This window comes from Paenibacillus algicola (assembly GCF_005577435.1).
GTDB lineage: Bacteria > Bacillota > Bacilli > Paenibacillales > Paenibacillaceae > Paenibacillus_AQ > Paenibacillus_AQ algicola.
Genome location: NZ_CP040396.1, coordinates 105,959 through 132,500, shown reverse-complemented (window position 1 = coordinate 132,500; position 26,542 = coordinate 105,959). Strand labels below are relative to the sequence as shown.

The 26,542-nt window shown below is 53.3% G+C and carries 25 protein-coding genes and 1 other RNA gene (1 of these 26 only partly in view); 5 read left to right on the top strand and 21 right to left on the bottom strand.

Features of this window, described 5'->3' with window-relative positions; translation table 11 throughout:
- The 12 genes from recR to rpoE form a co-directional block, all read right to left on the bottom strand.
- Positions 1 to 109, bottom strand: the 5' portion of a protein-coding gene (gene recR, locus E6C60_RS00640; RefSeq protein ID WP_138223999.1) for a recombination mediator RecR. 488 nt of this gene lie to the left of the window's left edge; the window shows 109 of its 597 coding nt (coding positions 1-109); it begins with the start codon at positions 107 to 109; its stop codon lies beyond the left edge, outside the window.
- 30 nt (positions 110 to 139) lie between these two features.
- Positions 140 to 451: a YbaB/EbfC family nucleoid-associated protein gene (locus E6C60_RS00635; protein ID WP_217496362.1), complete on the bottom strand. Its 312-nt coding sequence runs from the start codon at positions 449 to 451 to the stop codon at positions 140 to 142.
- Positions 452 to 477: 26 nt separating this feature from the next.
- The gene (gene dnaX, locus E6C60_RS00630; RefSeq protein ID WP_138223997.1) at positions 478 to 2,193 is read right to left on the bottom strand and encodes a DNA polymerase III subunit gamma/tau; all 1,716 of its coding nucleotides are present in this window, start codon (positions 2,191 to 2,193) and stop codon (positions 478 to 480) included.
- Between the two features lie 202 nt (positions 2,194 to 2,395).
- Positions 2,396 to 2,662: signal recognition particle sRNA large type (gene ffs / locus E6C60_RS00625), an RNA gene on the bottom strand.
- 244 nt (positions 2,663 to 2,906) lie between these two features.
- Positions 2,907 to 3,104, bottom strand: coding sequence for a 50S ribosomal protein L31 (gene rpmE, locus E6C60_RS00620; protein WP_138223996.1), 198 nt, complete (start codon positions 3,102 to 3,104; stop codon positions 2,907 to 2,909).
- Between the two features lie 144 nt (positions 3,105 to 3,248).
- Entirely contained in the window at positions 3,249 to 4,526 is a 1,278-nt protein-coding gene (locus E6C60_RS00615) for a radical SAM family protein (RefSeq protein ID WP_138223995.1), read from the bottom strand.
- 48 nt (positions 4,527 to 4,574) lie between these two features.
- Positions 4,575 to 5,918: a transcription termination factor Rho gene (gene rho, locus E6C60_RS00610; RefSeq protein WP_138223994.1), complete on the bottom strand. Its 1,344-nt coding sequence runs from the start codon at positions 5,916 to 5,918 to the stop codon at positions 4,575 to 4,577.
- Positions 5,919 to 6,123: 205 nt separating this feature from the next.
- Complete coding sequence (locus tag E6C60_RS00605; protein ID WP_138223993.1) at positions 6,124 to 7,377, bottom strand: UDP-N-acetylglucosamine 1-carboxyvinyltransferase; 1,254 nt, start codon at positions 7,375 to 7,377, stop codon at positions 6,124 to 6,126.
- Positions 7,378 to 7,573: 196 nt separating this feature from the next.
- Positions 7,574 to 8,428 carry a class II fructose-1,6-bisphosphate aldolase gene (gene fba / locus E6C60_RS00600; protein WP_138223992.1) on the bottom strand — a complete coding sequence of 285 codons (855 nt, stop codon included), beginning with the start codon at positions 8,426 to 8,428 and terminating at the stop codon, positions 7,574 to 7,576.
- Positions 8,429 to 8,609: 181 nt separating this feature from the next.
- On the bottom strand, positions 8,610 to 8,984 hold the full coding sequence (locus E6C60_RS00595) for a response regulator (RefSeq protein WP_138223991.1): 375 nt from the start codon (positions 8,982 to 8,984) through the stop codon (positions 8,610 to 8,612).
- 241 nt (positions 8,985 to 9,225) lie between these two features.
- Complete coding sequence (locus tag E6C60_RS00590; protein ID WP_138223990.1) at positions 9,226 to 10,827, bottom strand: CTP synthase; 1,602 nt, start codon at positions 10,825 to 10,827, stop codon at positions 9,226 to 9,228.
- A 373-nt stretch (positions 10,828 to 11,200) separates the two neighbouring features.
- Positions 11,201 to 11,776, bottom strand: a complete 576-nt coding sequence (rpoE, locus tag E6C60_RS00585) for a DNA-directed RNA polymerase subunit delta (protein ID WP_138223989.1) — start codon at positions 11,774 to 11,776, stop codon at positions 11,201 to 11,203.
- 407 nt (positions 11,777 to 12,183) lie between these two features.
- Between rpoE and E6C60_RS00580 the strand changes: the two genes are divergently transcribed.
- Entirely contained in the window at positions 12,184 to 13,326 is a 1,143-nt protein-coding gene (locus tag E6C60_RS00580; protein WP_138223988.1) for a S8 family serine peptidase, read from the top strand.
- A gap of 130 nt (positions 13,327 to 13,456) precedes the next feature.
- On the opposite strand, the gene argS is transcribed toward E6C60_RS00580, so the two are convergent.
- The 7 genes from argS to speE all read right to left on the bottom strand — a co-directional run bounded on the left by argS (position 13,457) and on the right by speE (position 19,867).
- Complete coding sequence (gene argS / locus E6C60_RS00575) at positions 13,457 to 15,136, bottom strand: arginine--tRNA ligase (RefSeq protein WP_138223987.1); 1,680 nt, start codon at positions 15,134 to 15,136, stop codon at positions 13,457 to 13,459.
- Positions 15,133 to 15,558 carry a YwiB family protein gene (locus E6C60_RS00570; RefSeq protein WP_138223986.1) on the bottom strand — a complete coding sequence of 142 codons (426 nt, stop codon included), beginning with the start codon at positions 15,556 to 15,558 and terminating at the stop codon, positions 15,133 to 15,135. The genes argS and E6C60_RS00570 overlap by 4 nt, the downstream gene beginning before the upstream one ends.
- Positions 15,559 to 15,669: 111 nt before the next feature.
- Positions 15,670 to 16,344 (bottom strand): GNAT family N-acetyltransferase, encoded by a 675-nt coding sequence (locus tag E6C60_RS00565; RefSeq protein ID WP_138227556.1) that lies wholly within the window; start codon positions 16,342 to 16,344, stop codon positions 15,670 to 15,672.
- Between the two features lie 53 nt (positions 16,345 to 16,397).
- Entirely contained in the window at positions 16,398 to 17,075 is a 678-nt protein-coding gene (locus tag E6C60_RS00560) for a GNAT family N-acetyltransferase (protein WP_138223985.1), read from the bottom strand.
- A 56-nt stretch (positions 17,076 to 17,131) separates the two neighbouring features.
- Positions 17,132 to 17,989 (bottom strand): carbon-nitrogen hydrolase family protein, encoded by an 858-nt coding sequence (locus tag E6C60_RS00555; RefSeq protein ID WP_138223984.1) that lies wholly within the window; start codon positions 17,987 to 17,989, stop codon positions 17,132 to 17,134.
- Positions 17,990 to 18,151: 162 nt separating this feature from the next.
- A complete protein-coding gene (speB, locus tag E6C60_RS00550) occupies positions 18,152 to 19,021 on the bottom strand; it encodes an agmatinase (protein WP_138223983.1) in 870 nt (289 codons plus the stop codon).
- An 18-nt stretch (positions 19,022 to 19,039) separates the two neighbouring features.
- The gene (gene speE / locus E6C60_RS00545) at positions 19,040 to 19,867 is read right to left on the bottom strand and encodes a polyamine aminopropyltransferase (RefSeq protein ID WP_138223982.1); all 828 of its coding nucleotides are present in this window, start codon (positions 19,865 to 19,867) and stop codon (positions 19,040 to 19,042) included.
- Between the two features lie 331 nt (positions 19,868 to 20,198).
- On the opposite strand from speE, the gene E6C60_RS00540 reads away from it, so the two are divergent.
- A complete protein-coding gene (locus E6C60_RS00540) occupies positions 20,199 to 22,271 on the top strand; it encodes a transglycosylase domain-containing protein (RefSeq protein WP_138223981.1) in 2,073 nt (690 codons plus the stop codon).
- 76 nt (positions 22,272 to 22,347) lie between these two features.
- Here E6C60_RS00540 and E6C60_RS00535 read toward each other — a convergent pair whose 3' ends face one another.
- Complete coding sequence (locus tag E6C60_RS00535; protein WP_138223980.1) at positions 22,348 to 23,043, bottom strand: hypothetical protein; 696 nt, start codon at positions 23,041 to 23,043, stop codon at positions 22,348 to 22,350.
- Between the two features lie 331 nt (positions 23,044 to 23,374).
- Between E6C60_RS00535 and E6C60_RS00530 the strand changes: the two genes are divergently transcribed.
- The 3 genes from E6C60_RS00530 to E6C60_RS00520 all read left to right on the top strand — a co-directional run bounded on the left by E6C60_RS00530 (position 23,375) and on the right by E6C60_RS00520 (position 25,963).
- Positions 23,375 to 24,115, top strand: a complete 741-nt coding sequence (locus tag E6C60_RS00530) for a DNA-3-methyladenine glycosylase (protein ID WP_138227555.1) — start codon at positions 23,375 to 23,377, stop codon at positions 24,113 to 24,115.
- A 115-nt stretch (positions 24,116 to 24,230) separates the two neighbouring features.
- Positions 24,231 to 24,623, top strand: a complete 393-nt coding sequence (gene mscL / locus E6C60_RS00525; protein ID WP_138227554.1) for a large-conductance mechanosensitive channel protein MscL — start codon at positions 24,231 to 24,233, stop codon at positions 24,621 to 24,623.
- Between the two features lie 161 nt (positions 24,624 to 24,784).
- Positions 24,785 to 25,963, top strand: coding sequence for a copper amine oxidase N-terminal domain-containing protein (locus E6C60_RS00520; protein ID WP_175415118.1), 1,179 nt, complete (start codon positions 24,785 to 24,787; stop codon positions 25,961 to 25,963).
- 53 nt (positions 25,964 to 26,016) lie between these two features.
- Here E6C60_RS00520 and E6C60_RS00515 read toward each other — a convergent pair whose 3' ends face one another.
- Complete coding sequence (locus tag E6C60_RS00515; RefSeq protein ID WP_138223978.1) at positions 26,017 to 26,523, bottom strand: YwhD family protein; 507 nt, start codon at positions 26,521 to 26,523, stop codon at positions 26,017 to 26,019.
- Positions 26,524 to 26,542 lie beyond the last annotated feature (19 nt).

Here is a 26,542-nt window from a genome sequence, read left to right as displayed (position 1 = left end):
CTTTCATATTTAGGACATGAAAAGCCAGGCGGGCGGCCGTTTTGGGCCCCACACCCGGCAAGCGAGTAAACGCCTCGATCAGCTTGGCGATCGGTTCGGGATAGTACAAAGTCGCAACGACTCCTTTTGGGCCTAGTAATTAAAACAAGCCCGGGATTTTCATACCGTTCGTGAATTTGCCCATATCATTGTTCGCCAGCTCATCCGCTTTAGCCAGCGCATCATTCACCGCAGTCAACACCAGGTCCTGCAGCATTTCTACATCATCAGGATCGACCGCTTCCGGTTTGATGGAAATGGATTGAACCTGCTTGTGACCAGAGACGGTTACTGTAACTACACCGCCGCCTGAAGTGCCTTCAACGGTTTTGGACGCGAGCTCCTCCTGGGCTTTCATCATTTGCTCCTGCATTTTTTTCACTTGCTTCATCATTTGGTTCATATTATTCATGATCATCTCTCCTTCAAATATAATTCCTAATCTTTTATGACAATGAGGTCTTCGCCAAAAAGCTGAATCGCCTCATCGATCCACGGGGTTTCTTGTGCTCCATCCTCTTCATGCTCCAGCTTCAGCTCTTCCGCCTGCGGCTTGCCTGCTCCCTCAACTGCTTCGCTCCAGTCACGCAGCATCATGGTCACCAAGCGGTGCGGTATGCCCAGCTGTGATTCGAATACCCCTTCAATAACCTGCTTGTTCGCCGGCTTCTCAGTGGTTTCGCGATGAATGTTGTTCTTAAATGCAACGAGAATGTTGTCTTCCCATACGGATACCGGTTCTCCATCCATAAACCAGGCATGGACGGTAACCTTTTCCTCCTTCACACGCTGCAGAATTTGAGCCCACTGTCGCTGAACGGCCTTGAAGCTCTCCTGAGTGCGTGAAGCAATATACTGATCCATGTGCTGCGGGGTTTTCGCGGCTGAAGAGGCCCGGGGCGCGGGTGTTCGGACTGCAGGCTTGGACACTTCCCGTCCACCCTGTGCAGAAACTCCTTGCTGAAGCAGCTGCTCCAGCTTCTTCTCCACAGCAGCCAGCTGCCCTTTCAGACGCTCTACTTCTCCCGAAGGAGCCGCACCAGTCTCCTGAGTGCCTTGCCCACGACGGTCTGACACACTGCAGAGCTTCAGCAGCGCCACCTCAAACAGTGTCTGCGGCTGGGAAGCATACTTCATATCGCTCTGATAGCGATTTAGAGTATCGATGACCGCAAAAAGCTCCTCTTTAGAGAATGCATCGGCCATTTCCTTGAAATCCTCCGGATTCAGGATCCGGTCTGTCATCTGGTCCGCCTGAGGGACCATCTTGATCATGAGCAAATCGCGGAAATAGTATAGCAAATTCTCCATGCACTTGTCCGCACTCTTGCCCTCCTGCATAAGCTGCTCCACCTGCTCCAGCACAGCCCCGGGCTCATTATTGCGAACGGCACGGGCCAGACGCCCAAACTGCTCCGAGGCCATACCGCCGGTCATTTCCATAACCTGCTGATAGGATACATGTCCCCCGGTAAAAGATGCAATCTGGTCCAAAATGCTCAGCGCATCGCGCATACCACCATCCGAAAGACGCGCAATGTATTGAAGGGCCTCAGCATCCGCTGTAATGCCTTCTTCTTTACTGATCTGCGCCAAACGTTCCTTCTGTTCCTCCAGGGAAACACGCCGAAAATCAAACCGCTGGCACCTTGAAATAATAGTCGCCGGCAGTCTGTGGGGCTCCGTGGTTGCCAGAATGAACATAACATGCTCCGGAGGCTCCTCCAGCGTCTTCAGCAAAGCGTTAAATGCCTCTGTTGTGAGCATGTGTACTTCATCAATAATATAAACCTTGCGGCGAACCTCAGTGGGAGCATATTTCACTTTTTCCCTGAGGTCCCTGATCTCTTCAACTCCCCGGTTGGAAGCAGCATCGATCTCCTGTACGTCCATTACCGCACCGGACGTAATCCGCCGGCAGGCTTCACATTGGTTACAAGGCTCCTTCGCCGGACCTTTTTCACAGTTCACGGCTTTGGCCAGAATCTTGGCGGCACTGGTCTTCCCCGTACCCCGCGGACCGCTGAACAGGTAGGCATGGGAGACCCGCTGTTCACGGATCGCGTTCTGTAGAGTCTGGATAATATGCTGCTGTCCCACCATGTCTCCAAAAGACTGCGGTCTCCAGGCACGATATAACGCAATATGTTCCACTACGCTTAACCTTCTTTCAACTTCCGCCTTCTACGGTGTGCAGGCCGTTTATCACCTGCATCCCTGTACTTATTATACTACATTTCCATCCAATTTCCTTCGCTTTCCGCAAAACCTTTAGGGCTTCTTGACTTTCAAGCCATCAAAAAAAGCGCCCCTGTCACATTGACAGAAACGCTTCTCGCAGTCGGTATTATGTATACCGTGCACCTGTTATTGATAATTGCGATCCGAGCGGCCACCCTGAGCTACAACTCGGGCTAGGCTACCCTCCGGCACAAGAGCGCTCCTGCTTATGGCTGCTTCCTTCCGGACCTGACCAGGTTCACAGGTGCTCATTGCGGAGGACCCAGCCGTCAACATCGAGCTCAGGGACCAGCCTCACATCGACAATACCTCTAACAGGAATTCAACCTCGCTACAGCGGATTGCGAGTTACAGGGCACCGCTACCTCCCCGTCTAGCACGGCGAAATTAAGTATAGCGCATGCCTGTCCAAAATGCAACCGAAGGCAAAATTTGCACTTCCGTCCGCCGTCTCTTGGGCGAACAGCCTTCATTTATGACATTGACCTGACATGAAGACTGTACAGCAGCTATCAAAGACACCCGCCCCATTCCACCACGCGCCAGAAGGTGTGCGCGGTGGCCATATAAAAACGGCTGTTTCCGAAGGAGAGAATGGACTCTCTTCAGAAACAGCCGTTGAATAATTACATACCGTATTTCTTCTTGAAGCGATCGACACGGCCGCCGGCATCCAGGAATTTCTGCTTTCCTGTGAAGAATGGATGGCAGCTGGAGCAGATCTCTACGCGAAGGTCAGGCTTAACAGAACCTGTTTCAAACGTATTACCGCAAGCGCAAGTTACCGTAGTAACATGATATTTCGGTTGAATATCTTGTTTCATTAGACTTTCACCTTCTTTCCGCCCTGAGCCTCATGCGGGCACAGAGTAAATGGACACATAATCGGATTATAGCATACTACTCGTCTATATGCAATACATCTAATCCATTCATGTGGTATGTGATGAGAGCATCGTCCTCAGAGATCAGCGGGAGGATAAAGGACGCTTGGCACGGCGCAGGTTCTCCGGCGGCACATGAGTATACGACCCGATCACGACATCCGGCAGCTCCTCCTGAAAAATCTCGATCGCCTGCTTCATCCCCAAAATATCTCCGCGAGCAGGAGGAATCAGCTCCAGATAGCTCTCTGGATCAATATTCAGATTGCGCAGCTGAATCAGACGCAGCCCGGTACGGCGCGCAAATTCCACCATCGCCTCCACCTCTTCCTCCCGATCTGTAACACCCGGGAATATAAGATAGTTGATCGAGGTGTATACTCCTTGGTCTGTAGCATATTTCAAGGACTTCTCTACATGGGACAGATTGTAGCCGCGCGGTTTGTAGTACGCATTATAATGATCATCCAGCGCACTGATCGTGCTGACCCGCATCAAATCAAGGCCAGCATCTACGATTCCCCGGATATGATCTGTAAGCCCGGCATTCGTATTGATATTAATGTAGCCCATATCCGTTATGGAGCGCACCTCACGCATGGCTTCAATAATAATCTTGGCTTGAGTGGAAGGCTCTCCCTCGCACCCTTGGCCAAAGCTGATGATCGACTCCGGCGTCTTCAGATGCTCCAGCATGATCTGCACCAGCTCATCGGTACGGGGACGGAAGTTCATCCGCGTCTGCGGAGCTACGAACCCGCTGTCATCCGGCTGCTCCGAAATACACCCGAAGCATCCGGCATTGCAGGAATACGAAACCGGCACCGCGCCCTCCCATCGGTTCAGGAAGGTATTCGAGGCAGTGAGACACTCATAACCCAGCGCGCAATTGGAGAGATGCTGATATAAACGGTTCTCGGGGTATTTCTCCGTCAGCTTCTTTACCCCCAGCTCCAGTTCCTCCACATCACAGTTCATAGGATTCCATTTCTCAGGGTCATCGCTTAACCTGGCCGCGGTATAGAATGCTCCGTCTTTCCACACTACCGCAGAGTATCCGAACAGAGGCAGCTTATATTCCTTATCTGTCTTCATATAGCCGGGAATACACAGCCGGGTAAACCCTTGCGGCAAAAGGGCGCCGACCGCCGTTTGTCCAATTGGCAGAGCCTTCATGTCTCCGGTAGCCGGATCCATGCCAATGGCACGGGTATTCGGCAGGCCGACCAGCGTAGCTCCTTCCGGCAACGGAATCAGCTCTTCTTCTAGAATTTCTACATACATCTCGCCGCTGCGGGCAAGTCCAAACCACTCTTGATGATCAAAGACGTTGCCCTGTTCATCTGCATACACCAAATACATGTTGTTCTCCTGTTCTTTTCGTGAATTTGGGATTATAGCGAAAGGGCCTTAGCTTTGGGAAGCTGATGCTGCGGACGGACGGGAGGTCCGTCTCGGCGCCGAGGTGCCGGAGGAAGAGCCGCCGCTACCGCCGGAGGAAGCTCCCGAAGCACTGACATCAAAGGAAGCCAAGAATTCGGCATTGGTTTTGCTGTCCCGCATTTTTTTGAGGAAGCCTTCCACAAAGTCTGCACTATCATTCATATTCTTGCGAATCGACCAGATCGTATCAAGCTCCTCTTTGCTCAGAAGCACTTCCTCCCGGCGCGTTCCGGAGCGACGAATGTCGATAGCTGGAAAAATGCGGCGTTCTGCAAATTTACGGTCCAGATGCAGCTCCATATTACCGGTGCCCTTAAATTCTTCGTAAATAATATCATCCATTCTGGAGCCGGTATCCACCAGCGCAGTAGCCAGGATCGTCAGGCTGCCGCCTTCCTCCACGTTACGGGCTGAGCCAAAAAACCGCTTCGGCCGATGAAAGGCCGCCGGATCAATACCACCGCTCAATGTACGTCCCGATGGAGGAATGACCAGATTGTAGGCACGCGCCAATCGTGTGATGCTGTCCAGCAAGATCACTACGTCTTTTTTGTGCTCGACCAGTCTTAATGCCCGCTCCAGCACCAGTTCAGCCACCTTGATGTGGTTCTCAGGTAGCTCATCAAAGGTGGAGGCTACGACTTCACCCTTCACCGAGCGCTGCATGTCCGTCACTTCTTCAGGACGTTCATCGATCAGGAGCACAAACAGTTCAATATCGGGATGGTTGGTTGAGATACTGTTAGCCAATTCTTTCAAGAGGAGAGTCTTTCCTGCTTTGGGCGGAGCCACAATCAAACCGCGTTGTCCCAGGCCAACAGGGGCCAGCAAATCCATAATTCGGGTGGACAACTGATTAGGGGATGTTTCCAGAACCAGCTTATCTTGCGGATAAAGAGGAGTTAAGGCTGGGAAGTGCAGCCGTTCTGAGGCAACTGCCGGGTTCTCGCCATTGACCGCGTTAACCTGCAGCAGCCCGAAATATCTTTCATTCTCTTTCGGCGTCCGGCATTTGCCGGATACCAGGTCTCCGGTTCTCAGATCAAATTTGCGGATCTGCGACGCTGAAATATAAATATCCTCGGTGCTTGGAAGATAGTTGATAGGCCGCAGAAAGCCATAGCCCTCCGGCAGCACCTCGAGTACGCCTTCCATAAACATCAGGCCGCTTTGTTCAGCCTGCGCGCGGAGTATTGCAAAAATCAGTTCTTTTTTCTTCAGTTGACCGTAGTACGGGATTTGATGCTTCTTGGCCAGCTTGTAAAGGTCGGTCAGCTTCATTCCTTCCAAGTCGGATATCTGTAGATCCATTCCATAACCACCTATTCCATTGTGTTCTCAATATACATTGCTTCTATACTAAATCTATCATTCTATGAGGATATCACTAGATAAGGATTACCCAATCTGGAGGGAGATATGCAGACATAAAAGGTTTTTATGGAATATATTTCATTCCTCCTTCCACGATGCCTGCTACTCTCAGCCTCTGAGGGTAATCCTTGCCATGAACCCGCTATTCAGTTTCCCGCCATACGTCAGCGCCAAGCTGCCGGAGATTCGTGACCAAATGGTCATACCCCCGGTCGATAAACTCGACACCGGTAATTTCTGTTACCCCTTCGGACACCGTGAGTCCGGCAATGACTAGCGCCGCACCGGCACGCAAATCAGCAGCCTTCACCTTTGCTGCGTTCAAGGCCGAGCCCTCCACGATGGCAGAGCGGCCTTCAACGCGAATCTTCGCGCCCATGCGAATCAGCTCCGGCACATGCTTGAACCGGCTGCTGTATATAAAATCACTGAGGACGCTTACGCCGTCAGCCTGTGTCAGCAGGCTCGTCATCGGTGACTGCAAATCCGTAGGAAATCCAGGATACACAAGAGCCTTGACGTCTACATGCTCATAACGATCCTTGCCGATGACCCGGATGCTTTCATCATGCTCCTGAATGCCGACGCCCATCTCGATCAGCTTCGCGTTTAGAGCCTCCAGATGCTTCGGAATGACGTTATCCACCAGCACATTTCCGCGCGTGGCCGCTGCTGCAATCATATAGGTCCCTGCTTGAATCCGGTCCGGTATAATAGAATGCCTGCAGCCATGCAGCGAGGACACGCCTTCAATCCGGATTGTCTCTGTGCCCGCTCCTTTAATGACGGCTCCCATGGAATTTAACAATGTTGCTACGTCTATAATTTCAGGCTCTTTGGCCGCATTTTCAATCGTTGTGGAGCCTTTGGCCTTAGCAGCCGCCAGCATGATATTTATGGTTGCCCCAACACTGCTCACGTCCAGGTAAATCTTAGCGCCGCGCAGCTCCTTGGCGTGCAGGTGAATGGCACCGTGCTCATTGGTTACGGTTGCACCCAGCGCTTCAAAGCCCTTGATATGCTGATCAATAGGACGGGGCTCAAAGTTACAGCCGCCCGGCAGACCGATGACAGCCTCATTGAAACGACCCAGCATCGCACCCATCATGTAATAGGAAGCTCTCAGCTTCTTGACAGGCCCGTTGGGCATCGGTATGGACTTAATATCAGAAGGGTTGATGTTCATCTGTTGACCGTCCCAGGATACCTGTCCGCCCAAGGCTTCCAGGATTTCCGCGTAAACGGCAACATCACTAAGTAAAGGCAGATTATCCAGCACGACTTCACTATCCGCCAGGATGGCGGCAGGAATCAAAGCAATTGCACTGTTCTTGGCACCACTGATGGTTACAGTGCCCTGCAGCGGGCGTCCACCGCTGATCATCAATTTTTCCATATGCTTAAGGGTCCCCCTAGATCACATTGCTGCATAAATGGGTCTGATCGCCAACCAGCATGGCGTAAATTGCAGAAGATTGTCACACCTGATTAAAATGGAAAAACACCGGCAAGCGGTGTGAGATTCCAATAAAGACAAGTATTAAAGCAGACGGCCCGGTGGGCCGCCGCTTGATATTACTAAAGCTTACTCATTAAGCCTTGTTGTTGGATCCAAACTCACGCATTTTGCCAATGACGGTTTGCTTGATTGCTTCACGGCCTGGCTTCAGGAATACGCGCGGGTCATAAGCTTCCGGCTTGTCGGCAAGCACCTCACGAACGACCTTGCTGAAGGAGATCTGGTTCTCGGTGTTTACGTTGATCTTGGACGTACCCAGGGAGATGGCCTTCTTGATGTCATGAGTAGGAATGCCTGTCCCGCCATGAAGCACGAGCGGAAGGTTCACAGCATCACGAATTTCTTCCATCTCTTTAAAGCCCAGGTTAGGCTCGCCTTTGTAAGGTCCGTGTACAGATCCAAGAGCCGGCGCCAGCGTGTCGATACCCGTTTCGTTAACGATCCGTACGCAGTCGTCCAGCTTCGCATACATAACGTCACCAATAACGTCATCTTCTTGACCGCCAACCATGCCGACTTCTGCTTCAACAGAAACACCTTTGGCATGTGCGTACTCTACAACTTCCTTCGTAGTAGCAATGTTCTGGTCAATCGGGCTGTGGGAATCGTCAATCATAACGGAAGTGAAGCCAGCATCAATCGCTGCTTTACACTTCTCCACACTGGAGCCGTGGTCGAGGTGAATGGCAACCGGAACGGTAACCTTCAGGTCCTCCATCAAACCTTGAACCATCTTCACGACGGTGTTGAACCCGCCCATATAACGTGCCGCACCTTCAGAAACACCCAGAATGACCGGGGATTGCTCTTCCTGTGCTGCTTCGAGAATAGCATGAGTCCACTCCAGATTGTTAATGTTGTACTGGCCCACGGCGTACTTTCCTTCAAGGGCGTTGTTAAGCATGTCTTTCATTGATACTAATGGCATGGTCCATCCTCCTATTGTAGGTATATCTAATATATAGCCGAAGTTCGCATACACATCGTATTATACCACATTGAAGAATAAATACTAACTCCCCAAATGGTGAAAATCGGGCCTGCATGATGGTAAAAATAATGCTGTCCGCGCGCCTCGCTCCAAACCACCTGAGGAAGCAAGCATTCTGCTACATCGCTTTGGTGCGCAGCTGCATATTCACAGCCATTCGCATTTCATCAATATCAAAAGGCTTCGTAAAATGCATCAAAGCGCCAAGATCGGTCGCTTCCTTGATCATATCCAGTTCCCCGTAGGCGGTCATCATAATGACCTTGATCTCGGGATTCATCTGCTTGATGTGCTTCAGTATTTCAAGACCGTCCATGCCGGGAATTTTCATATCCAGCAGCACCAGGTCAGGAGCCTGACTCTTCACAATGTCGAGCGCAATGCGGCCATTGGCAGCCTGAAAGGTCTCATACCCTTCGCTGCTGAACACCTCCATTAAAAGAATACGGATTCCATTTTGATCATCGACGATCAGGACCTTGTGTTTAATCATGTAACACCTTCCCATTCTGTTTCATGTTTGGCTTATCGACGAACCGGCACTCCCCCTGAACTTTCCGGAACATACTGCATGGTCCTAACAGTATTCGCCCGGAGAAGGTGGAAATCCTGCATTTTAACCAAAAAACACCAAGAAAAATAAGCCTTCACAGAAGGAAACGCTCTCATAGCTTACGCAATGCTGACAGATATTTATATATAAAAAAGCCCCCCATACACGGGAGGCTTAAACGTTATGCCAGATGCTTCAAGGATGCTTTAACAAATTCACGGAACAGCGGCTGTGGACGGTTCGGACGGGAGGTAAACTCCGGATGGAACTGAACAGCCAGGAACCATGGATGGTCTGGAAGCTCAACAATCTCCACCAATCTTCCGTCCGGCGACGTGCCGGAGAAACGGAAGCCGGCCTTTTCCATAGCCTCGCGATATTGATTGTTGAACTCATACCGGTGACGGTGTCTCTCGTAGACGAGCTCATCCTGGTAGCAGGCTTCAGCCAGCGAGCCGGGAACCAGCTTGCAAGGGTACAGTCCCAAACGCATGGTGCCGCCAAGATCCTCAATATCCTTCTGCTCTGGAAGCAGGTCAATGACCGGATATTCCGAAGCCGGGTTAATCTCGGAGCTGTTCGCGCCTTCCATGCCTGCCATCGAGCGAGCATATTCGATGACCGACACCTGCATACCCAGGCAGATGCCGAAGAATGGAATATGGTTTTCCCGCGCATAGCGGATGGCTGAGATTTTGCCCTCGATGCCGCGGTCACCGAAACCGCCGGGAACGAGAATACCGCCTATGCCGCCCAGCATGTCCTTCACGTTCTGATCGGTAATCTCCTCGGCGTTCACCCAGCGGATCTTCACTTCCGCGTTGGCGTCAAAGCCAGCATGGGACAGCGATTCAACCACACTCAAGTAAGCATCATGAAGCGCGACATACTTGCCGACAATGGCAATTTCAACGGTCTTCTCCAGCTTGGACACGCGGTCAACCAAGGCCTCCCACTCCGTCATATCCGGCTCTGGAGTATCCAGCTTCAGATGGTTGACTACGATTTCGTCGAGGCCTTCCTGACGAAGGTTCAGCGGAACCTCATACAGGGTTGAGGCATCGCGGCATTCCACGACTGCATTGGCATCAATGTCACAGAACAGGGCAATCTTCGCCTTCATTTCAGTGGAGAGCTCGTACTCGGTACGGCATACAATCACATTCGGCTGGATGCCGATGCTGCGCAGCTCCTTCACGCTGTGCTGGGTTGGCTTGGTCTTTACCTCACCGGCAGCCTTGATGTAAGGAATGAGCGTCACATGAATGTACATGACATTATCGCGCCCTACCTCGCTCTTGATCTGACGAATCGCTTCCAGGAATGGAAGGCTTTCGATGTCGCCTACCGTGCCGCCGATTTCAGTAATGACAACGTCAGAGCCCGCTTCACGGCCCGCGCGGAATACGCGCTCCTTAATTTCATTCGTAATATGAGGGATAACCTGCACGGTGCCGCCCAAATATTCTCCGCGCCGTTCCTTGCTGATCACAGAGGAATACACTTTACCGGTGGTCACATTGCTGTTCTTCGACAGGTTAATGTCAATGAACCGCTCGTAGTGACCCAGATCGAGGTCCGTTTCGGCGCCGTCATCCGTAACAAACACCTCACCGTGCTGGTAAGGGCTCATGGTGCCGGGATCTATGTTAATGTAAGGATCAAATTTCTGGATCGTCACCTTCAGCCCTCGGTTCTTCAGCAGTCTGCCTAGCGAAGCGGCCGTAATTCCTTTGCCCAGGGAAGACACGACCCCGCCCGTTACGAAAATGTACTTTGTCACAGTAATACCCTCCTAAATAAATTCGAAAAATCAGGCGACATATGATGTTTATGGTAACCCTATTCCTAGAGATTCATCATCAAAAGGACATAAAAATAAACGGTGCCCGCTTTACGGATAAAGCGAGCCGACCGATTTCTCATCTCATCATTTCTTCGTGAAATGACCTCTTTCACCACTAAAAAAACCCAATAAAAACAAAAAAAGTGACCCGCAGTACGGGGCACTTCAATTCTCACTTATAAACCTTGATCATAAGCCCAAGCAATAGTTTACTCCGCAGCTGCTCTCCTTGTCAAGAGAGGAAGAAGGCTTAAATCTCTGAACAAGCGCAGGGCGCAGCGAGGGAGAAAGGACGAGGCTGCAGGCAGCCCTACAGGTCGTCCTCGTCCAGGTCGTCGTCCTCAGAATCGCTCTCTTCCTCTTCGTCCTGGGAATCCTCATCGTCCAGATCCTCATCGTCCAGCTCGACGTCCTCATCCACCTCATCCTCGGAATGATCCTCATCGCCGTACATATCATCCTCGTCATCATCGTGGTCATCTTCATCTGCGCTATCGTAATCTTCATCAGATTCATCACCGCTGTAGGTATCTTCCTCCTCGGTGAAATCATCCTCCAGATCATCATCTTCATCATTGATAATACGCGGACGCTTCGCATTGGCTACTGGATCATCAGAACGCTCCAGCGGATACCAGCGCTTCAAGCCCCACAGGTTCGTGCCCACACAAGCAAAACGACCATCAATGTTAATTTCTGTATATAACTGGGCAATCGTTTCGTTAATTTCTTCTTCGGTGAAGCCGCGAAGCTTAGCGACCTCATTCATTAAGTCACGGTAATAGTACGGCGTATTTGCCGCCTTTAATACCATAAAAGCCAGGTCAACCATGGGAACCTCATGGATTTTTTCCGGGTCGATTTTTAAATTGAGCGGATTACTCACTAACGACACTTCCTCTCATGCAATCTTCGCTTTGCACTGCCATGATTTCAAACATATCCATAACAAACCTAAGTAAAACCTATTTGCTGTCAAAAATCAAGTTTTTATCATGCTGCTCAGCACAGGCTTTTACGAAAAAAGAGAAGGCAGCCTCCGCGATGAAGCCATAAGAAAAAGCGAAGAGCAGGCTGCTCTCCGCTTTCCGACTGTATCCGCCCCAAGGATGAACTCCTTGCTGGATGGTGAGAGAGCGCGTGAGCTCTCTCCACTTATCTTATGTTTCAGGTCAGCATTTGACACGGCCTACACGCCTATTTGAAACAAAAAAGGCTCTCTCCCATTCCGGCTAACGGGATAGCTCATACAATACTGAAGCAACGGTTGATCCGAAAAGGGGGATGCCTGGCATGAATTTCACCCGGATCGTACACACACTGCACCCGCCGTGTCATGGCGACAGGCTTCAGCAGCAAAACACCCGGCATATCCTGACATTTCATGACCCCGGGCTGTATGCAGCACTGCGGCAGCAATGGCTCACCTCAGCACGCGCGGGAGCTGCTTCGCGGGTCTTCTGGGCTCCACTTGCCCAATGCATCATCGCTCCTTCACCACTAGCAGAGCAAATCGAGAAAAAGTGGCGTCATGAGGCTGTCACGGAAGAAGACAGCACTATTCATCTCAGCGGCTTATCCAGCCGTACGGGAGGAGGACCCGGCATTCCATGGGGCGTAAAAGCCATCAAAGCTCCACAGGCCTGGTCTATATCGACGGGATACGGCATCAAGGTCGGCGTCATCGATACCGGCATTGATGTTGGCCATCCCGATTTGCAGCACTCTCTCGGACGGGGGATCAATCTCGTTCACCGGGGCTTGCCGCCCTTTGATGATAACGGGCACGGAACCCATATCTCCGGAACGATCGCTGCCGCAAACAGCACTCGGGGCATGATAGGCGTTGCCCCCAGATCCATCATCTATCCGGTAAAAGCATTCGATGCCAATGGCTCGGCCTATGTATCAGACATCATCGCCGGAATTGACTGGTGTGTCCGGTCAGGGGCAGATCTGATTAATATGAGCTTCGGAATGCAGACCCGCAGCCGGTCTCTGCTGGATATTGTCAACCGAGCAGGCCAGGCTGGCATCGTCGTGGTCGCTTCCTCCGGCAATGACGGCAAACGCCGCGCCATCGACTACCCTGCACGCTACCCCCAGACGATCTCCGTAGGTGCCACAGACCGCAAGCGAAAAATCGCCTCCTTCAGCAACCGCGGCCAGTACGTCGACATCTATGCTCCCGGAGACAAGATTATGTCTGCCTGGCTGCATGGCAAGTACCATGAAATGAGCGGCACCTCCATGGCAACCTCTCATGTGAGCGGTACCATAGCCCTCTTGCTCGCCCAAAGGCCTGGCTTGAAGCCGGCCGCGATTAAAGCGCTGCTCCAGCGAACCGCGGTTCCGCTCCGTCTGCAGCGGGGCATTTCCTCCTCTGAAGGAGAGATCAATACACTAAAATTCATACGCGAAGGCCTGAGGGGCTGAGCCGCTGATGTTCCATGAAGCCATAAGACATGAAGCAGCATATTGTGACACCCTAACCCAAACAGCCGCCTCTACCGAAAGAGAGGGCGGCTGTGATTTCAAATCTTGTGATCCATCTGTGCAGCAGTGACTACATACGCTCCGGCGCCGAAACACCCATCAAGCGCAGTACGTTTGCAATTGTAATGCGGACCGCTGACAGCAGGGCAAACCGGGCCTGCGTCTGATCCTGCTCCTCTGTAATGACACGCTCTGCCTTGTAGTAGCTGTGGAACAGGGAGGAGAGCTCGTAGACATAGCGGATCAGCCGATGCGGCGCATAATGGTCAGCAGCGGTAGCTACCTCCTGCGGGAGCTCACCGATTTTGCGAAGCAGATCATACTCATGCTCGGTCGTAAGCAGGCTCAGGTTCACCTCAGACAGCGGCAGCAGTGCAATAGCCTGCTCCTCTGCCTGACGGAAGACGCTGCAAATCCGCGCATGGGCGTACTGGACATAGAACACCGGGTTCTCATTCGAAGTGGAAACCGCAAGGTCCATGTCAAAGTCGAGATGGGAATCCATGCTTCGCATGGTGAAGAAGTAACGGATCGCATCCACGCCGACCTCATCCATCAAATCCTCCATGGTCACGGCTTTGCCGGTACGCTTGGACATCTTGACCTTCTCGCCGTTCTGGAACAGGCTGACCATCTGGGCAATCAGCACGGTCAGCTTGGCAGGATCATTGCCAAGAGCCTCCATTGCAGCCTTCATGCGCGGTACATACCCGTGATGATCCGCTCCCCAGATGTTAATCATCTCATCGTAGCCGCGCTCATATTTGTTGAGGTGGTAGGCGATATCCGGGGTCAGATAGGTGTAGGAGCCGTCATTTTTCACCAAAACGCGGTCCTTGTCGTCACCATAATCCGTGGTGCGCAGCCAGGTTGCTCCCTCCTGCTCATAGCTTTGTCCCTTCTGATCCAGCGCTTCCAGCGCTTTAATAACGAGACCGTTCTCGTACAGGGAGGTTTCGCTGAACCATTCGTCAAAATTCACCCGGAAACGAGCCAGGTCGCGCTTGATCTTGCCAAGCTCCTTCTGAAGGCCGTAGGTCCGGAAAAAGGCAGTCCGCTCGCCTGGTGTCAGGGACAGCAGAGAGTCTCCTTTTTCAGCTACCAGCTCCTTGGCGAAGCCCTTGATGTCCTCACCGTGGTATCCGTCCTCCGGCATTTCAGCCGGCTGGCCCAGCTCCTGAAGATAACGGGCCTCAATGGATTTGCACAGATTCATAACCTGATTGCCCGCATCATTAATATAGTACTCCCGGGTCACTTCATGTCCGGCAAAATCCAGCACGTTACAGAGCGCATCGCCCACAGCAGCTCCCCGGGCATGTCCAAGGTGAAGGCTTCCGGTGGGATTGGCGCTTACAAACTCCATCTGAATGCGGCGGCTGTCGCCGCGGCTCACGCGGCCATAATTCTCGCCCTGCTCCTGCACGAGGCCAATGACCGGATACAGGTAGCTCTTGTTGAGCGTGAAGTTGATGAAGCCGGGTCCGGCAATCTCTGCCTTCTCAATGGATGCCTTGCCTGTCTCCAGATGGGCTACAATATCCTCGGCAATCTGACGCGGGTTCTTCTTGGCAATACGGGTCAGCTGCATTGCTGCGTTCGTGGCGAGATCGCCATGGGATTTATCCTTCGGCACCTCCAGCGTAATCGCCGGCAGCTCCTCGCGGGTAACCAGGCCGGCCGTGACTGCCGCATCCGCGACCGCCTCTGCAACGAGCTGGTGAATGTGGTCAAGTGGATTCATATTCATGCTTCATGTGCCTCCTGAATAGTCAAACTGATTGCAAAATGTCCTGAGCATTCTTCAAATACATATAAATCATATTCCCAGGCTGCGCAGCCGGACATTCCCTCCAGCTGAAGCTCCATGCGCTGGGTATGCGTTGAAAGCTGAAAGGAAGTGAACGGAGATCGGTAATACCCGGGCATCTGCTGCCCGAGCCGAAACGCCTGCTCCGACTGCACTTCACCGTGGCGGATAATCTTGAACTCGTCCGGCGACAGCTTCACGGTCGCCCGTGTACTGCCCTGGTGCGGACCGAGCTTCGGCTCCTCGTAACGGACGTATAGAGCCTGTCCTTTGGCAAACACCTCTGCCGACAGCTCCTGCACCGTACGCTCTCCCTCATGCTGACTGGAAAGCGTAATGACGGTTTGTATGCGGTGTGACATGATGCGCCCCTTTCCTTACCTATTGTACTACTATATCCAGTATAGAGCGCCAATTCAATTCTCATTTTCAAAAGCAGCCTGATCCGTGGTCAAGGATCAGGCTGCTTTTGTTTACAGCGGTAAAAGCGCTACAGTATCCCGCTTCTCCAGCTCGGCCACCATGTCACTCCAGGCCTGCGGCTTCTGCGGCAGCACCGCATAGTACCGCTTCAGGAAGCTTGCGATCAGCTCTGCCGGGAGCGTGTCCAGTGCATCGTCCGTCGGCATGAAGCAGAAGTCCAGCCCGCTGACGGCCTCCCCGTCGTTATTCCAGGACGGATGCACATACGCCAGATCTGTCCGCTTGTATCCCAGATGTGAGAGCACCTCGCGGCGCACGAACGGATCCATCGGCTTGACGCCGCCAAATGCGTGATCCTCTACGCGGTACGGATCGTATATTTCTGCGAACATGCCCAGCAGCTCCTGACCGCCGTTTCCTTGGGCCAGTGACATCAGGTCCTTCATCCGATTCTGTGCGAGGAAGCGGCCAATGGACAGCCCTTCGCGGCCGATAATGGTGAAGTCTGTCATAGCGACATTCCAGTCCTCGTAGTAGCGGTACTCTGTCGTGCCTACGACCTCCCCTTCATGCAGCGCCACGAAAACGCGAATGCCAGGGTCCTCCAGCGGCTCCTTCCACAGGCTGTATTCCAGCACCTCCTCCGGTGGGAATACCTCCTTCATCAGGTCGTGCATTTTGCGAAACAGCGGGTCCTCAATATGGGTAATACGGATATATTCCATCATGCGTTAAGCCTCCTTTATGGATGGTTTATGTATCTTATGCCTTCAGCCCGTCAGCTCTTAAACGGGTTCTTCCATTCCATTAACACGGCGTACCCGCAGGATTCCTCATCCTCCAGATAATCTGCAGCAATGCCGGCCGGAGTCCGTCCGCACCGCAGCAAAAAGGTGATGACCGGGTCCTTGATTCGCCCCGACACCACTTCATCGACGTACTGGGCAGCCGTCAAGTCTGCGGCATGCTCCTGATAGCCCGGCATCCGCCCGCCGCCGAGCAGGCGGTCCAGGTCCAGCTCCACGGTAACATGATACAGCGCCTGCAGCAGCCATTTGCCGAGACCGAGCTTGCGAAATCTGGGCCGTACACAAATGTCGGCGATATACAGTGTATTGCCTTCACGGCAATGGGTCCGGATATAGCCATGATCCGTGACCTGGCTCCAGGAGCGATGAGCTTCCCCGGGCTTCTCGTTCACAATGAGGGACGTGATGGACCCCGCCAGAACGCCGTCCACCTCTACACAAAGCGCCCCTTCGGGAAAGAGCTCCACATGGTTGTGGAGCTGCTCCTCATTCCACCACTGCTCCGCCGGATACGGCGGCGGAAAGGCCTCAGACTGGATCACAATCAGTTCTTCAAAATCCTCCGGCGTATAGCTTCGGATCAAAGCCGGAACGGGTGTACTGCCGTCAAACACATAAAAGGCTTGACGGTAAGCTGGTTGTGGCATCGTACACTGCACCTCCTGAGCGTGATGAGTATGAGCTTACTATCATGCAATAAAAGCTATTCCCAATCCGGGTAGAGATCCGTGCGGCGATCGCGCCAGGTCGTCACTGACCCTTTTTCCCGCACCTGGTACAGCAGCTCCAGATCCAGATCTGCGGTAATGATCATATCGTTGTTTAGCTCGCCCTCGGCCAGCAGACCCTGCGGCGGGAACGGAATATCATTCGGCGTAATCACGGCAGCCTGGCCGAAATTGGCACGCATTAAATCTACCGTAGGCAGTGATCCCACCGTGCCTGTCAGCACGACATAAACCTGGTTCTCGATCGCGCGGGCGTGGCTCGTATAGCGAACACGGTGGAAGCCATGCCGATCATCAGTACAGGACGGACAGAAGATGACATCAGCCCCCTTCGCTTTCGCCATCCGTACAATTTCCGGGAATTCAATGTCGTAGCAGGTCAGCATCGCAATGGTTCCTTTTTCCGTCTGAAACACCTGCAGTCCCTCGCCTGCACCCATATTCCAGCCCGTCACCTCGGACGGAGTAATATGAAGCTTCGCCTGCTCAGCCACCCTGCCATCAGGGTAGAACAGGTGAGCGACATTGTACAGCCTGCCCTCGCGGCGGATGACATGGGTTCCTCCGATAATGTGAATTCCATATTTCTGCGCGAAGCCCTGAAACAGCTCCCGGTAGCGCTCCGTGAAGCCTGGCAGGTCATTGATGCTTAGTGCCTGGCCCTGCATATCGCCAATGGACATCAGCTGCGTGGTAAAGAATTCGGGAAACAGGACAAAATCAGCCTCAAATTCCTCAGCAGTCCGTATATAATGCTCGCACTGGGCAGCAAACTCATCAAAGGAAGAGATGGTATGTAAATGATATTGAACGGCGGATACACGAAATTTCATAGTGCGCCTCCTTGGGTCTAATGGATTCAGATGTCTTCATTATAGCAATTTCCGCCCTGACCCACGCAAGTTTCCTATCAATGAAAAAAACCAGGCCCCTTCCTTATTCAGCTTGAATCGCTGAATAAGGAAAGGCTTGGTTTTATGAATAAAAGCCTGCGCCTAGCGCACGAATCCGAGCAGCATTTCGCGGATCAGCTTCGCGGCCACAATCTGCGTCTGCTCGCTAGGATCATAAATCGGAGCGACCTCCACCAGGTCACAGCCCACAACGTTCACATCGGAGTTCGCGATCAGGTGCACGGCCTCCAGCAGCTCCTTGGAGGTGATGCCGCCCGCTTCAGCCGTACCGGTGCCCGGCGCAGCCGATGGATCGAGCACGTCAATATCAATGGTCACGTACACGGGACGATTGCCCATGGAAGGCAATGCTTCCTTCAAGGGCTTGGCCACCTCGAACGGATGGAAGTGAATATGCTCACGTCCGTACTGAAACTCTTCACGCGATCCGGAACGAATGCCGAATTGATAAATGCTGCTGCCGCCCATCATCTCGGCCGCCTTGCGTACCGGTGTGGAGTGAGACAGCGGCTCACCCTCATAATGCTCCCGCAGGTCTGCGTGGGCATCAATATGGATGAGAATCAGGTCGGGATATTTCGCGTACATCTTCTGGATGATCGGCCAGGTTACGAGATGCTCGCCGCCGAGACCGACCGGAAACTTGCCGTCATCCAGCAGCTTGCCGATGTAATCTCCAATGACGTCAAGGCTGCGTGCTGCATTGCCGAAGGGCAGCATCAGGTCCCCTGCGTCAAAATAGGTCATGTCCTCGATGCTCTTGTCCAGATAAGGGCTGTACTCCTCCAGGCCGACCGAGGCCTGACGGATTCGCGCCGGGCCGAAGCGGGAGCCGGGACGGTAGCTGACGGTAAAGTCCATCGGCATCCCGTAGATCACCGCTTTGGAGGCCTCATAATTATCGGAGCTCAAAATAAACACATTGCCGGAATATCCTTGTTCCAGTTTCATTCGCTGTGTGCTCCTCTCCTATTTCACCAGGTCTTCCACAAATTTAGGCAGAACGAATGCCGCCTTGTGCAGGCGAGGTGAATAGTACTTGGTATCCAGGTCAGCAATACTGGACTCGTCCACTTCCAGCGGATCATGCTTCTTGCTGCCCATCGTGAAGGTCCACAGACCGCTTGGGTAGGTTGGAATGTTCGCGCCGTACACCCGTACGATCGGGAAAATTTCCTTGACGTCGTTGTTCACCTTTTGGATCAGGTCTGCTTTGAACCAAGGGTTGTCGGTTTGGGCTACGAAAATGCCATCTTCCTTCAATGCCTCATAAATCCCTTGATAAAAGCCGCGCTCAAACAGCGGAGCAGCAGGGCCTACCGGCTCGGTGGAGTCCACCATAATAACATCATATTCATTCTTGTGCTCATGGATATGCATGAAGCCGTCATTAACCAGCACCTCGACCTTCGGGTCATCCAGCTTACCGGCAATTTCCGGCAGGTACTGCTTGGAGTATTCGATAACCTTGCCGTCGATTTCGACGAGCACCGCTTTCTCAACGTCCGGATGCTTGATGACTTCCCGAATGACGCCGCCGTCTCCGCCGCCCACAACGAGCACCTTTTTCGGATTCGGATGCGTATTCAGAGCGGGGTGAGCGACCATCTCATGATAGACGAATTCATCCTTTACCGTCGTCATGACCATACCGTCCAGTACGAGCATCCGCCCGAATTCCTCCGTGTCGATCATATCCAGCTGTTGAAACTCCGTCTTCTCATGTACAAACGTTTCCCGAATCTTCGCTGTAATGCCGAACGTCGGGGTTTGCTTCTCCGTAAACCATAATTCCATCGTCTCTACCTTCTTTCCGCTAGAATAAATGTTCAGCCGTCCAGATCCAGGCCGCAAAACTTGATGCCGGCAGGTGCCGCGTATTGTTGTTTCACATCTTTTTCTATTGTACCAAACAAATTGTATTATATTAAATCAAGCCCAAAATGCAACCAAATTATCTAGCCTTTTCCCCGTCTGCCTCAATGCACTCACGTCCCCATGAATATCCTGCCAAGAGAAGCCCCATAATGAATAACAGGATCGGCCTGGAAAAAGCAGTGGGCAAACGATAAGTGCACTGAAGTCACACCCAGGCATCGTCCGCAAAAATAATGAAGGAGCTTCCGCGATGAACGGTTCGCAGCCTTTTTCCCGTAAACGCCGTAAGCCCTGGCCCCTCCGGCTCGCCATAAGCTTGGCTGTTGTCTGCCTGCTGGCCGTCCTCGCCGGCGCTGGAGTGCTCGGCTATTTGTATATTACACCCTTGCCAGTTGCCAAAACGGAGCGTGCCTCCCGGCTGCTGGACAGCCAGGGCGAGGTCATTGCCACGTTCTCGCCCGATGGACGCACCTCGGACCGGGTGGAGCTGTCTCACATCTCCCCGCTGCTAATTCAGGCCACGCTCGCCGTGGAGGACCGGAAGTTCTACCAGCATCCCGGGTTCGACCTGAAGGGCATGGCCCGTGCCGTGCTGGTGAATCTCCAGCACTGGAACAGCAAGCAGGGAGCCAGCACGCTGACCCAGCAGCTCGCGCGCAATCTGTATCTCTCCCACGAGAAGACGCTGGAGCGCAAGCTAAAAGAAGCTCGTTATACCGTGCAGCTGGAAATGAAATATTCGAAGGACGACATTCTGGAGATGTACCTGAACGAAATTTACTACGGACACGGCGCCTACGGCATTGAATCGGCTGCCCGTCTGTATTTCGACAAGTCCGCGAAGGAGCTGAATCTGGCCGAAAGCGCGATGCTGGCAGGCATTCCGAAGGGGCCTACGTATTACTCTCCATACAATCACCTGGAGAACGCAATGAACCGGCAGAAGCTGGTGCTGCAGGCGATGGTAGAGTCCGGAGACATTACACAGCAGGAAGCAGAGAAGGCTTCTTCCGCACAGCTTGCCCTGCTGCCTCAGGACCGTCAGGAGAACAAGGCGGTCGCCTCTTACTTTCGGGATTATGTCAAAGGCCTGCTGACCAGCACCTTTCAAATTACAGAGCAGCAGCTCCAGCAGGGCGGACTGGATATTTATACGACACTCGATCCCCGCGCTCAGGCAGCCGCAGAGGCGGCGGTGGCAGCGGAGCTGAAGGGGGACACCGAGCTGGAGACGGCCCTGGTGTCGGTCGATCCGCGGAACGGCCACCTGAAAGCGATGGTCGGCGGCCGGAATTACCGCCAGAATCAGTACAACCATGCCCTGGCTCAAACCCGCCAGCCCGGCTCTGCCTTTAAGCCGATTATGTATCTGGCTGCGCTATCCTCGCGGCAGATGACCAGTGTCACCCTGTTCAACAGCCAGCCCACCCTGTTTCATTATGATGATAACCGCAAAACCTACCAGCCCAGCAATTTCGGGGGCAAATATTGGGGCGAGATCAATATGAAGCAGGCGATCGCGGCCTCGGACAATATTTATGCCGTGAATACGATTATGCAGATCGGTACAGATCAAGTGACGGACATGGCGCGCCGGATGGGCATTACGAGCAGCCTGGAAGAGGTGCCCTCGCTCGCTCTGGGCACCTCTCCAGTCAGCCCGCTGGAGATGGCTTCCGCCTTCTCTACACTGGCCGGCGGCGGGCGGCGCATGCCGGTGACCGCCATCCTCAGCATTACGGATGCCGCCGGACGCAAGCTGTACACGGCTCCAGAGGCAGTCGGAGAGCAGGTCGTAGAGCCGGCGGCAGCTTATATACTGACCCGCATGATGGAAAGCGTCTTTGAGGATGGCGGAACCGGCCGAAGAGTATCGGCGCTGATGAAGCGTCCCGTTGCTGGCAAAACCGGCACCACCGACACGGACGCCTGGCTGGTCGGGTACACGCCGGAGCTTGCAACGGCCGTTTGGGTCGGTTATGACAAGGGGCGCGAAATTTCAACGAGTGAGGCGCGGCATGCTGCCCCTATTTTTGCCCAGTTTACGGAAGAGGTGCTGGAGAACGTGCCCCCGAAGATTTTTCCGATCCCGGAAGGAGTCGTCAGCTTGTATATCGATCCCACTACCGGTTTGCGGGCCGGACCGGACTGTCCTGCCAAGACGCTGGAGGTATTTCTGCCCGGCACGGAGCCGTCCGAGTATTGCAGCCATGGCGGTGAACCGGCTTCTGCAGAGAAAGAGGATACCCTTGGAGATGCCGAGAAACAGAAGCAGCAGGAGCATTCCTGGTGGTCTCATTTCAAGCGGTGGTGGGTAGAGTAAAGCGTACAATGGATTGTCAAAAAGGAGCTTCCCTCGGGTTCGGGGAGCTCCTTTTTGGGCGGTGCTATGAGATCAATCAGAATCCTAGTCCGTTAACGATCATGCTCATCAGCGACCTGCCGATGAGCATGTTGGTAACGAGCAGGGCCGCATAGACCAGCAGAATACTGTACAGCACATCCATGTTGCCTCGCCCTGCCTGATTGAAGTACCCTGTGATGATCAGGGCAGGGACCGTGAAATATGCACCGACCAGACCGATGATGAGCAGCATACTGCCCAGGCTGGTTCCCATGGAAATCAGCAGTGATGAGATCATCATGAGGGCGATAAACGGCACGAGCAGCGTTCCGTAACGCGCAATGACTTCTTTAATATGTACGTTTGAAGAGCTGGACAGCTTCACCGCGCCCGCAGTGTACACCGCGCTCAACCCCGTCAGCACGAGCAGCCAGAACCATGGCTTGAGGACAATTTCTGTAAAAGGACTGCGGCCTATGGAGTATTCGATCAAATTCCGTCCGTTACTGCCGATCATAATATAAACCAGCAACGGAATGAGCAGGGTAAATAAAACGATAGAAATGACGCCGTTGACCAGCTGCTCGCTGCCAGTTCTTTGTGCAGCGGCTAACGGACTTTTCAGAACCTCCAGGGCATAGCTTATGTATATTCGAGAGCCGTCCTTGGCCTGATCCAGGTAAGCGGCCGCCTTGGACGGCTCTGGCTCCTGTTTCGACGAGGAAGAAGTATGTACAACGGGCGCTGGCACCGATGAAGAGGGTGAATAATAGGTCTGGCCTGCCGACAGTTCCCGCTCCGGATGCTCGCTGTGCTCAGCATCGCCCCGTATTTCTCACAATACGCTCCTCTGACCTGCTGCTCTTGTCCGCAAATTGGACAATTCATGGTATGCCTCCTTTACCGATTTCTTTGCCCCTCCCTCCAGGCTGTAACCTGACGCTTTGACACGCCGGGCTTTACTTGAAAGCGTAAATTGGGGACGATTCAGGTAATAGTATATAGATGCTTTTCCGGGATGAAAAGTATTTTCTGCCCGGTAAACGATACTTCATTTTATAGGAAAGGAAGGACATTCGTTGATGGACACATTACGCTACAGCAGCCCTGACGGGCCTGAAGATCATGAGCGCGCAGGCAGCGGGACAGCTGCAAATTCCTCAGCTCCCCATGCCCCGGCCTCCCCGCAAGCCTTGCCTCCGGAGCTATACAGCCTTCCGGCACTAGAGGCCGCCCCGCGGCTGCTGAATCAAATTCTGGTGCGGCGCACGGAGGACGGTGAAATCCGCTGCCGTATTGTCGAAACCGAGAGCTACGGCGGGGTGGAGGATAAGGGCTCGCATGCTTATGCCGCCCGCCGAACCCCCCGGACAGAAACGATGTTTCATCCGGGGGGAGAAGCCTACGTGTATTTGATATACGGCATGTACCACTGCCTGAATCTTGTGACGGGGCCAGCGGATGATCCTCAGGCCGTTCTGATCCGTGCGGTGGAGCCGCTCACCCCGCATGATGCTGCCCTGATGCAGCGCTACCGCGCCCGGATTCCCGGCGGTAAAGCCGTGAACGTAAGCAACGGCCCCGGCAAGCTGTGTCTTGCGCTCCGCATTGATAAGAGCCTGAACGGCTGGTCTCTGATACAGCCTGGCGGTCCCTTGCACCTGGAGCAGGGCGGCGACGTATCCTCCCTGAATATTGTGCAGGCACCGCGCATCAACATTCCGTATGCGGAGGAGTATGCGGAAGAGCCGTGGCGTTTTTATATCCAGGACCATCCCTATGTCTCGATCCGGGACAAGAACGCCCGTCCGTTTCATTTTTAACCGCATTTCTCCTTCTCCTGGCCTTTGCGCCCCTGGCGGTCCTGTGATATGTTTAGCTTCAAATGATTCAAACATTGAACTCAAGGCTGGAGGGGCATGAACGTTGAAGCAATGGATGAAGGATTTTAAGAAATTTGCACTGAAGGGCAATATACTGGAGCTGGCGATCGGGGTCATCATCGGCGGAGCTTTTGGCAAAATTGTAACCTCGCTCGTCAATGACCTGCTGATGCCGGTGCTGGGCTTGCTGCTTGGCGGCCTCGACTTGTCGGCACTGCAGTACACGTTTAATGGCGTGGAGCTGAAATACGGAGCTTTTTTACAAACGGTGCTGGATTTCGTCATCGTGGCGTTCTCCATCTTTATGTTCATTAAAGGACTGAGCATGCTGAAACGCAAAGAGGAGGAAGAGGAAGCGAAGCCTCCTGCACCGCCAGAGCCATCCAAGGAGGAGCTGCTGCTGGCCGAAATCCGCGATATCCTTAAAGAGCAGCAGATTCGTCCATAAAGAAGCAGGGGTACTCGGCATGTCGGGTACCCCTTTGCTATGGCCAGCAGTAGGATTCTGCAGGCTTGTATGAGATATCGTGAAACTTTTTCCACTTTCAGGCCGTCTACGTTAATAATGCCAACTATATGACCATTTTATTTGAATGGAGGCCTCCTGCCATGAATATTCCAAAAGCAAGCAAGATCGCCGGCGCAGCCGTGCTGGCCCTCTCGATCGGGTTCACTCCTGCACCTTCCACGCTGACGGGCTTGAACACGCATGCCGCGGCTGCTGCCTCAGAGACCAGCCCATCACCATTCCAGCTGCGGCTGGAGCATTCGCCGTTCAAGCTGAACGGCCAGGTATATGTACCTTTAAAAGAGCTGTCCGCGTCACTAGATCTCCTGGTCACGCCGTCGAATGATAAAAAGAACGTGCTGGCGCTGGGACCAAAGCAGTCCCTGACACTGACACCCGGCCGTTCCAGCGCTGTGAACGCGACAGGGCAGGTGGTAAAGCTGGACGGCGCCGTAATTGTAAAAAAGGGAGTTACCTACGTTCCTGCTTCCCTGCTATCCCGCTACTTTGGGGCTAACGTCCAGTGGAGCGGCGGCACGAGCGTCAAGCTCACCGCCCAAGCCCCGCGTTATGTCGCTGCCCGAACCGGTAATATGATCTTCTGGCTGGACAAGGAGAGTGGCAAGCTGCTCCTGGGCAGCCAAGGAAAAGCCATGTCTCCCGCCGGAAGCATCACCCTGCGGCACCCGGACCTGCTGGATCTGTCAGTCCGTAAAGTGAACAAGGACAGCTACGTCCTGGATCTCCTGAATGCTTACGGCGAGCCGCATATTCATGAAACACGCCATCGGGTGCTTGTTTATCAAGGTCAGACCATCAAGGAAAGCAGCACCTATTATGGCAATTTCAGTGGACGACCCATTTTACCGAGTGTCGGGGGCTTTAAAGGACATATTCCCATGATGGACGGCAGCAAGCTAGAGATCGTACACCCGACAGGCAAAACGGTCAAGACCTACGATTTGGCTCAAAGCACCGGCCTTTCGGGGGATTTCTCGGTGGAAGTCATCGAAGAGAAGTTTCTGCTGGTTCGTCCTTTAAAGGAAGCCGTCCTGTATCTTATTCATCCTGTGACCGGGGAAGCCAAGCTGCTCTACCCTGAGCTGCTCAGTGATCAAGCGATCGAGGTCATTCAGACCTATCCAACAAATGAATCCGATTTTGATGGCGATGGCTTGGCCTATACCGGGTATCGTAACGGAACCCTGACCTTTCAATGGAATTACAGCACATTCCTTCTGAAAGAGAGCGGCACGTTTACGTACAAGCTACCTTTCTAAACGTATGACCATACCAAAAGACGCCGGGCATCCATCACCCCGGCGTCTTGCTGTTATTCCTCGAGAGCCTGCTTCACATACTCCGGTGTAGCATCCCACCACTCTTGATTCTTCTCAATAAGCAGCTGCTTCAGGGCCTGCTTCTCCTGACTTCCCAAGCCTTCGAGCATCACTTTGCGCTTCAGCGAAGCATCCAGCCTGTTCACATGCTCGGCAAGAATTTTCCAGCCGCGCTTGTTCTCCTCGTCAATCAGCATCTCGCAGGCGGTCATGCCGCCGTAGTGCTGTCCTTCCGGCGTCCGGTCTACAGCGACCCATACAATCCACACCTGGCGTCCGTTGGGCACCTCTTCCCGGTCCGTAAAAAATTTAATGCCCCGCTCCACTTTGCTCTTGGCGTGCATGGCCCCGATCTCGATCTTGGCTTCCCCGCGGTCAATAATGACCGGCGACACACTATTAAGGTCAATCGACCCTGCTCCGAATCCTTTATGCTTGCTCTTACTGTTTATGATGTTCAAGGCAATCTGCTTCTTGCCCTGCGGCTCCTGATTGTCCATGCTTCTTTAACCCTCCTGT

Coding starts and splice junctions, on each gene's coding strand:
- speE (WP_138223982.1), bottom strand. CDS start 19,867: ATGGAATTATGGTTTACGGAGAAGCAAACCCCGACGTTCGGCATTACA.
- speB (WP_138223983.1), bottom strand. CDS start 19,021: ATGAAACTGGAACAAGGATATTCCGGCAATGTGTTTATTTTGAGCTCC.
- E6C60_RS00615 (WP_138223995.1), bottom strand. CDS start 4,526: ATGTATTTGGTGTATGCAGATGAACAGGGCAACGTCTTTGATCATCAA.
- E6C60_RS00580 (WP_138223988.1), top strand. CDS start 12,184: ATGAATTTCACCCGGATCGTACACACACTGCACCCGCCGTGTCATGGC.
- E6C60_RS00515 (WP_138223978.1), bottom strand. CDS start 26,523: ATGGACAATCAGGAGCCGCAGGGCAAGAAGCAGATTGCCTTGAACATC.
- E6C60_RS00555 (WP_138223984.1), bottom strand. CDS start 17,989: ATGAAATTTCGTGTATCCGCCGTTCAATATCATTTACATACCATCTCT.
- rpmE (WP_138223996.1), bottom strand. CDS start 3,104: ATGAAACAAGATATTCAACCGAAATATCATGTTACTACGGTAACTTGC.
- fba (WP_138223992.1), bottom strand. CDS start 8,428: ATGCCATTAGTATCAATGAAAGACATGCTTAACAACGCCCTTGAAGGA.
- argS (WP_138223987.1), bottom strand. CDS start 15,136: ATGAATATGAATCCACTTGACCACATTCACCAGCTCGTTGCAGAGGCG.
- E6C60_RS00530 (WP_138227555.1), top strand. CDS start 23,375: ATGGACACATTACGCTACAGCAGCCCTGACGGGCCTGAAGATCATGAG.
- E6C60_RS00520 (WP_175415118.1), top strand. CDS start 24,785: ATGAATATTCCAAAAGCAAGCAAGATCGCCGGCGCAGCCGTGCTGGCC.
- E6C60_RS00570 (WP_138223986.1), bottom strand. CDS start 15,558: ATGTCACACCGCATACAAACCGTCATTACGCTTTCCAGTCAGCATGAG.
- E6C60_RS00635 (WP_217496362.1), bottom strand. CDS start 451: ATGAATAATATGAACCAAATGATGAAGCAAGTGAAAAAAATGCAGGAG.
- mscL (WP_138227554.1), top strand. CDS start 24,231: ATGAAGGATTTTAAGAAATTTGCACTGAAGGGCAATATACTGGAGCTG.
- E6C60_RS00605 (WP_138223993.1), bottom strand. CDS start 7,377: ATGGAAAAATTGATGATCAGCGGTGGACGCCCGCTGCAGGGCACTGTA.
- E6C60_RS00540 (WP_138223981.1), top strand. CDS start 20,199: ATGAACGGTTCGCAGCCTTTTTCCCGTAAACGCCGTAAGCCCTGGCCC.
- E6C60_RS00565 (WP_138227556.1), bottom strand. CDS start 16,344: ATGGAATATATCCGTATTACCCATATTGAGGACCCGCTGTTTCGCAAA.
- E6C60_RS00595 (WP_138223991.1), bottom strand. CDS start 8,984: ATGATTAAACACAAGGTCCTGATCGTCGATGATCAAAATGGAATCCGT.
- rho (WP_138223994.1), bottom strand. CDS start 5,918: ATGGATCTACAGATATCCGACTTGGAAGGAATGAAGCTGACCGACCTT.
- E6C60_RS00560 (WP_138223985.1), bottom strand. CDS start 17,075: ATGCCACAACCAGCTTACCGTCAAGCCTTTTATGTGTTTGACGGCAGT.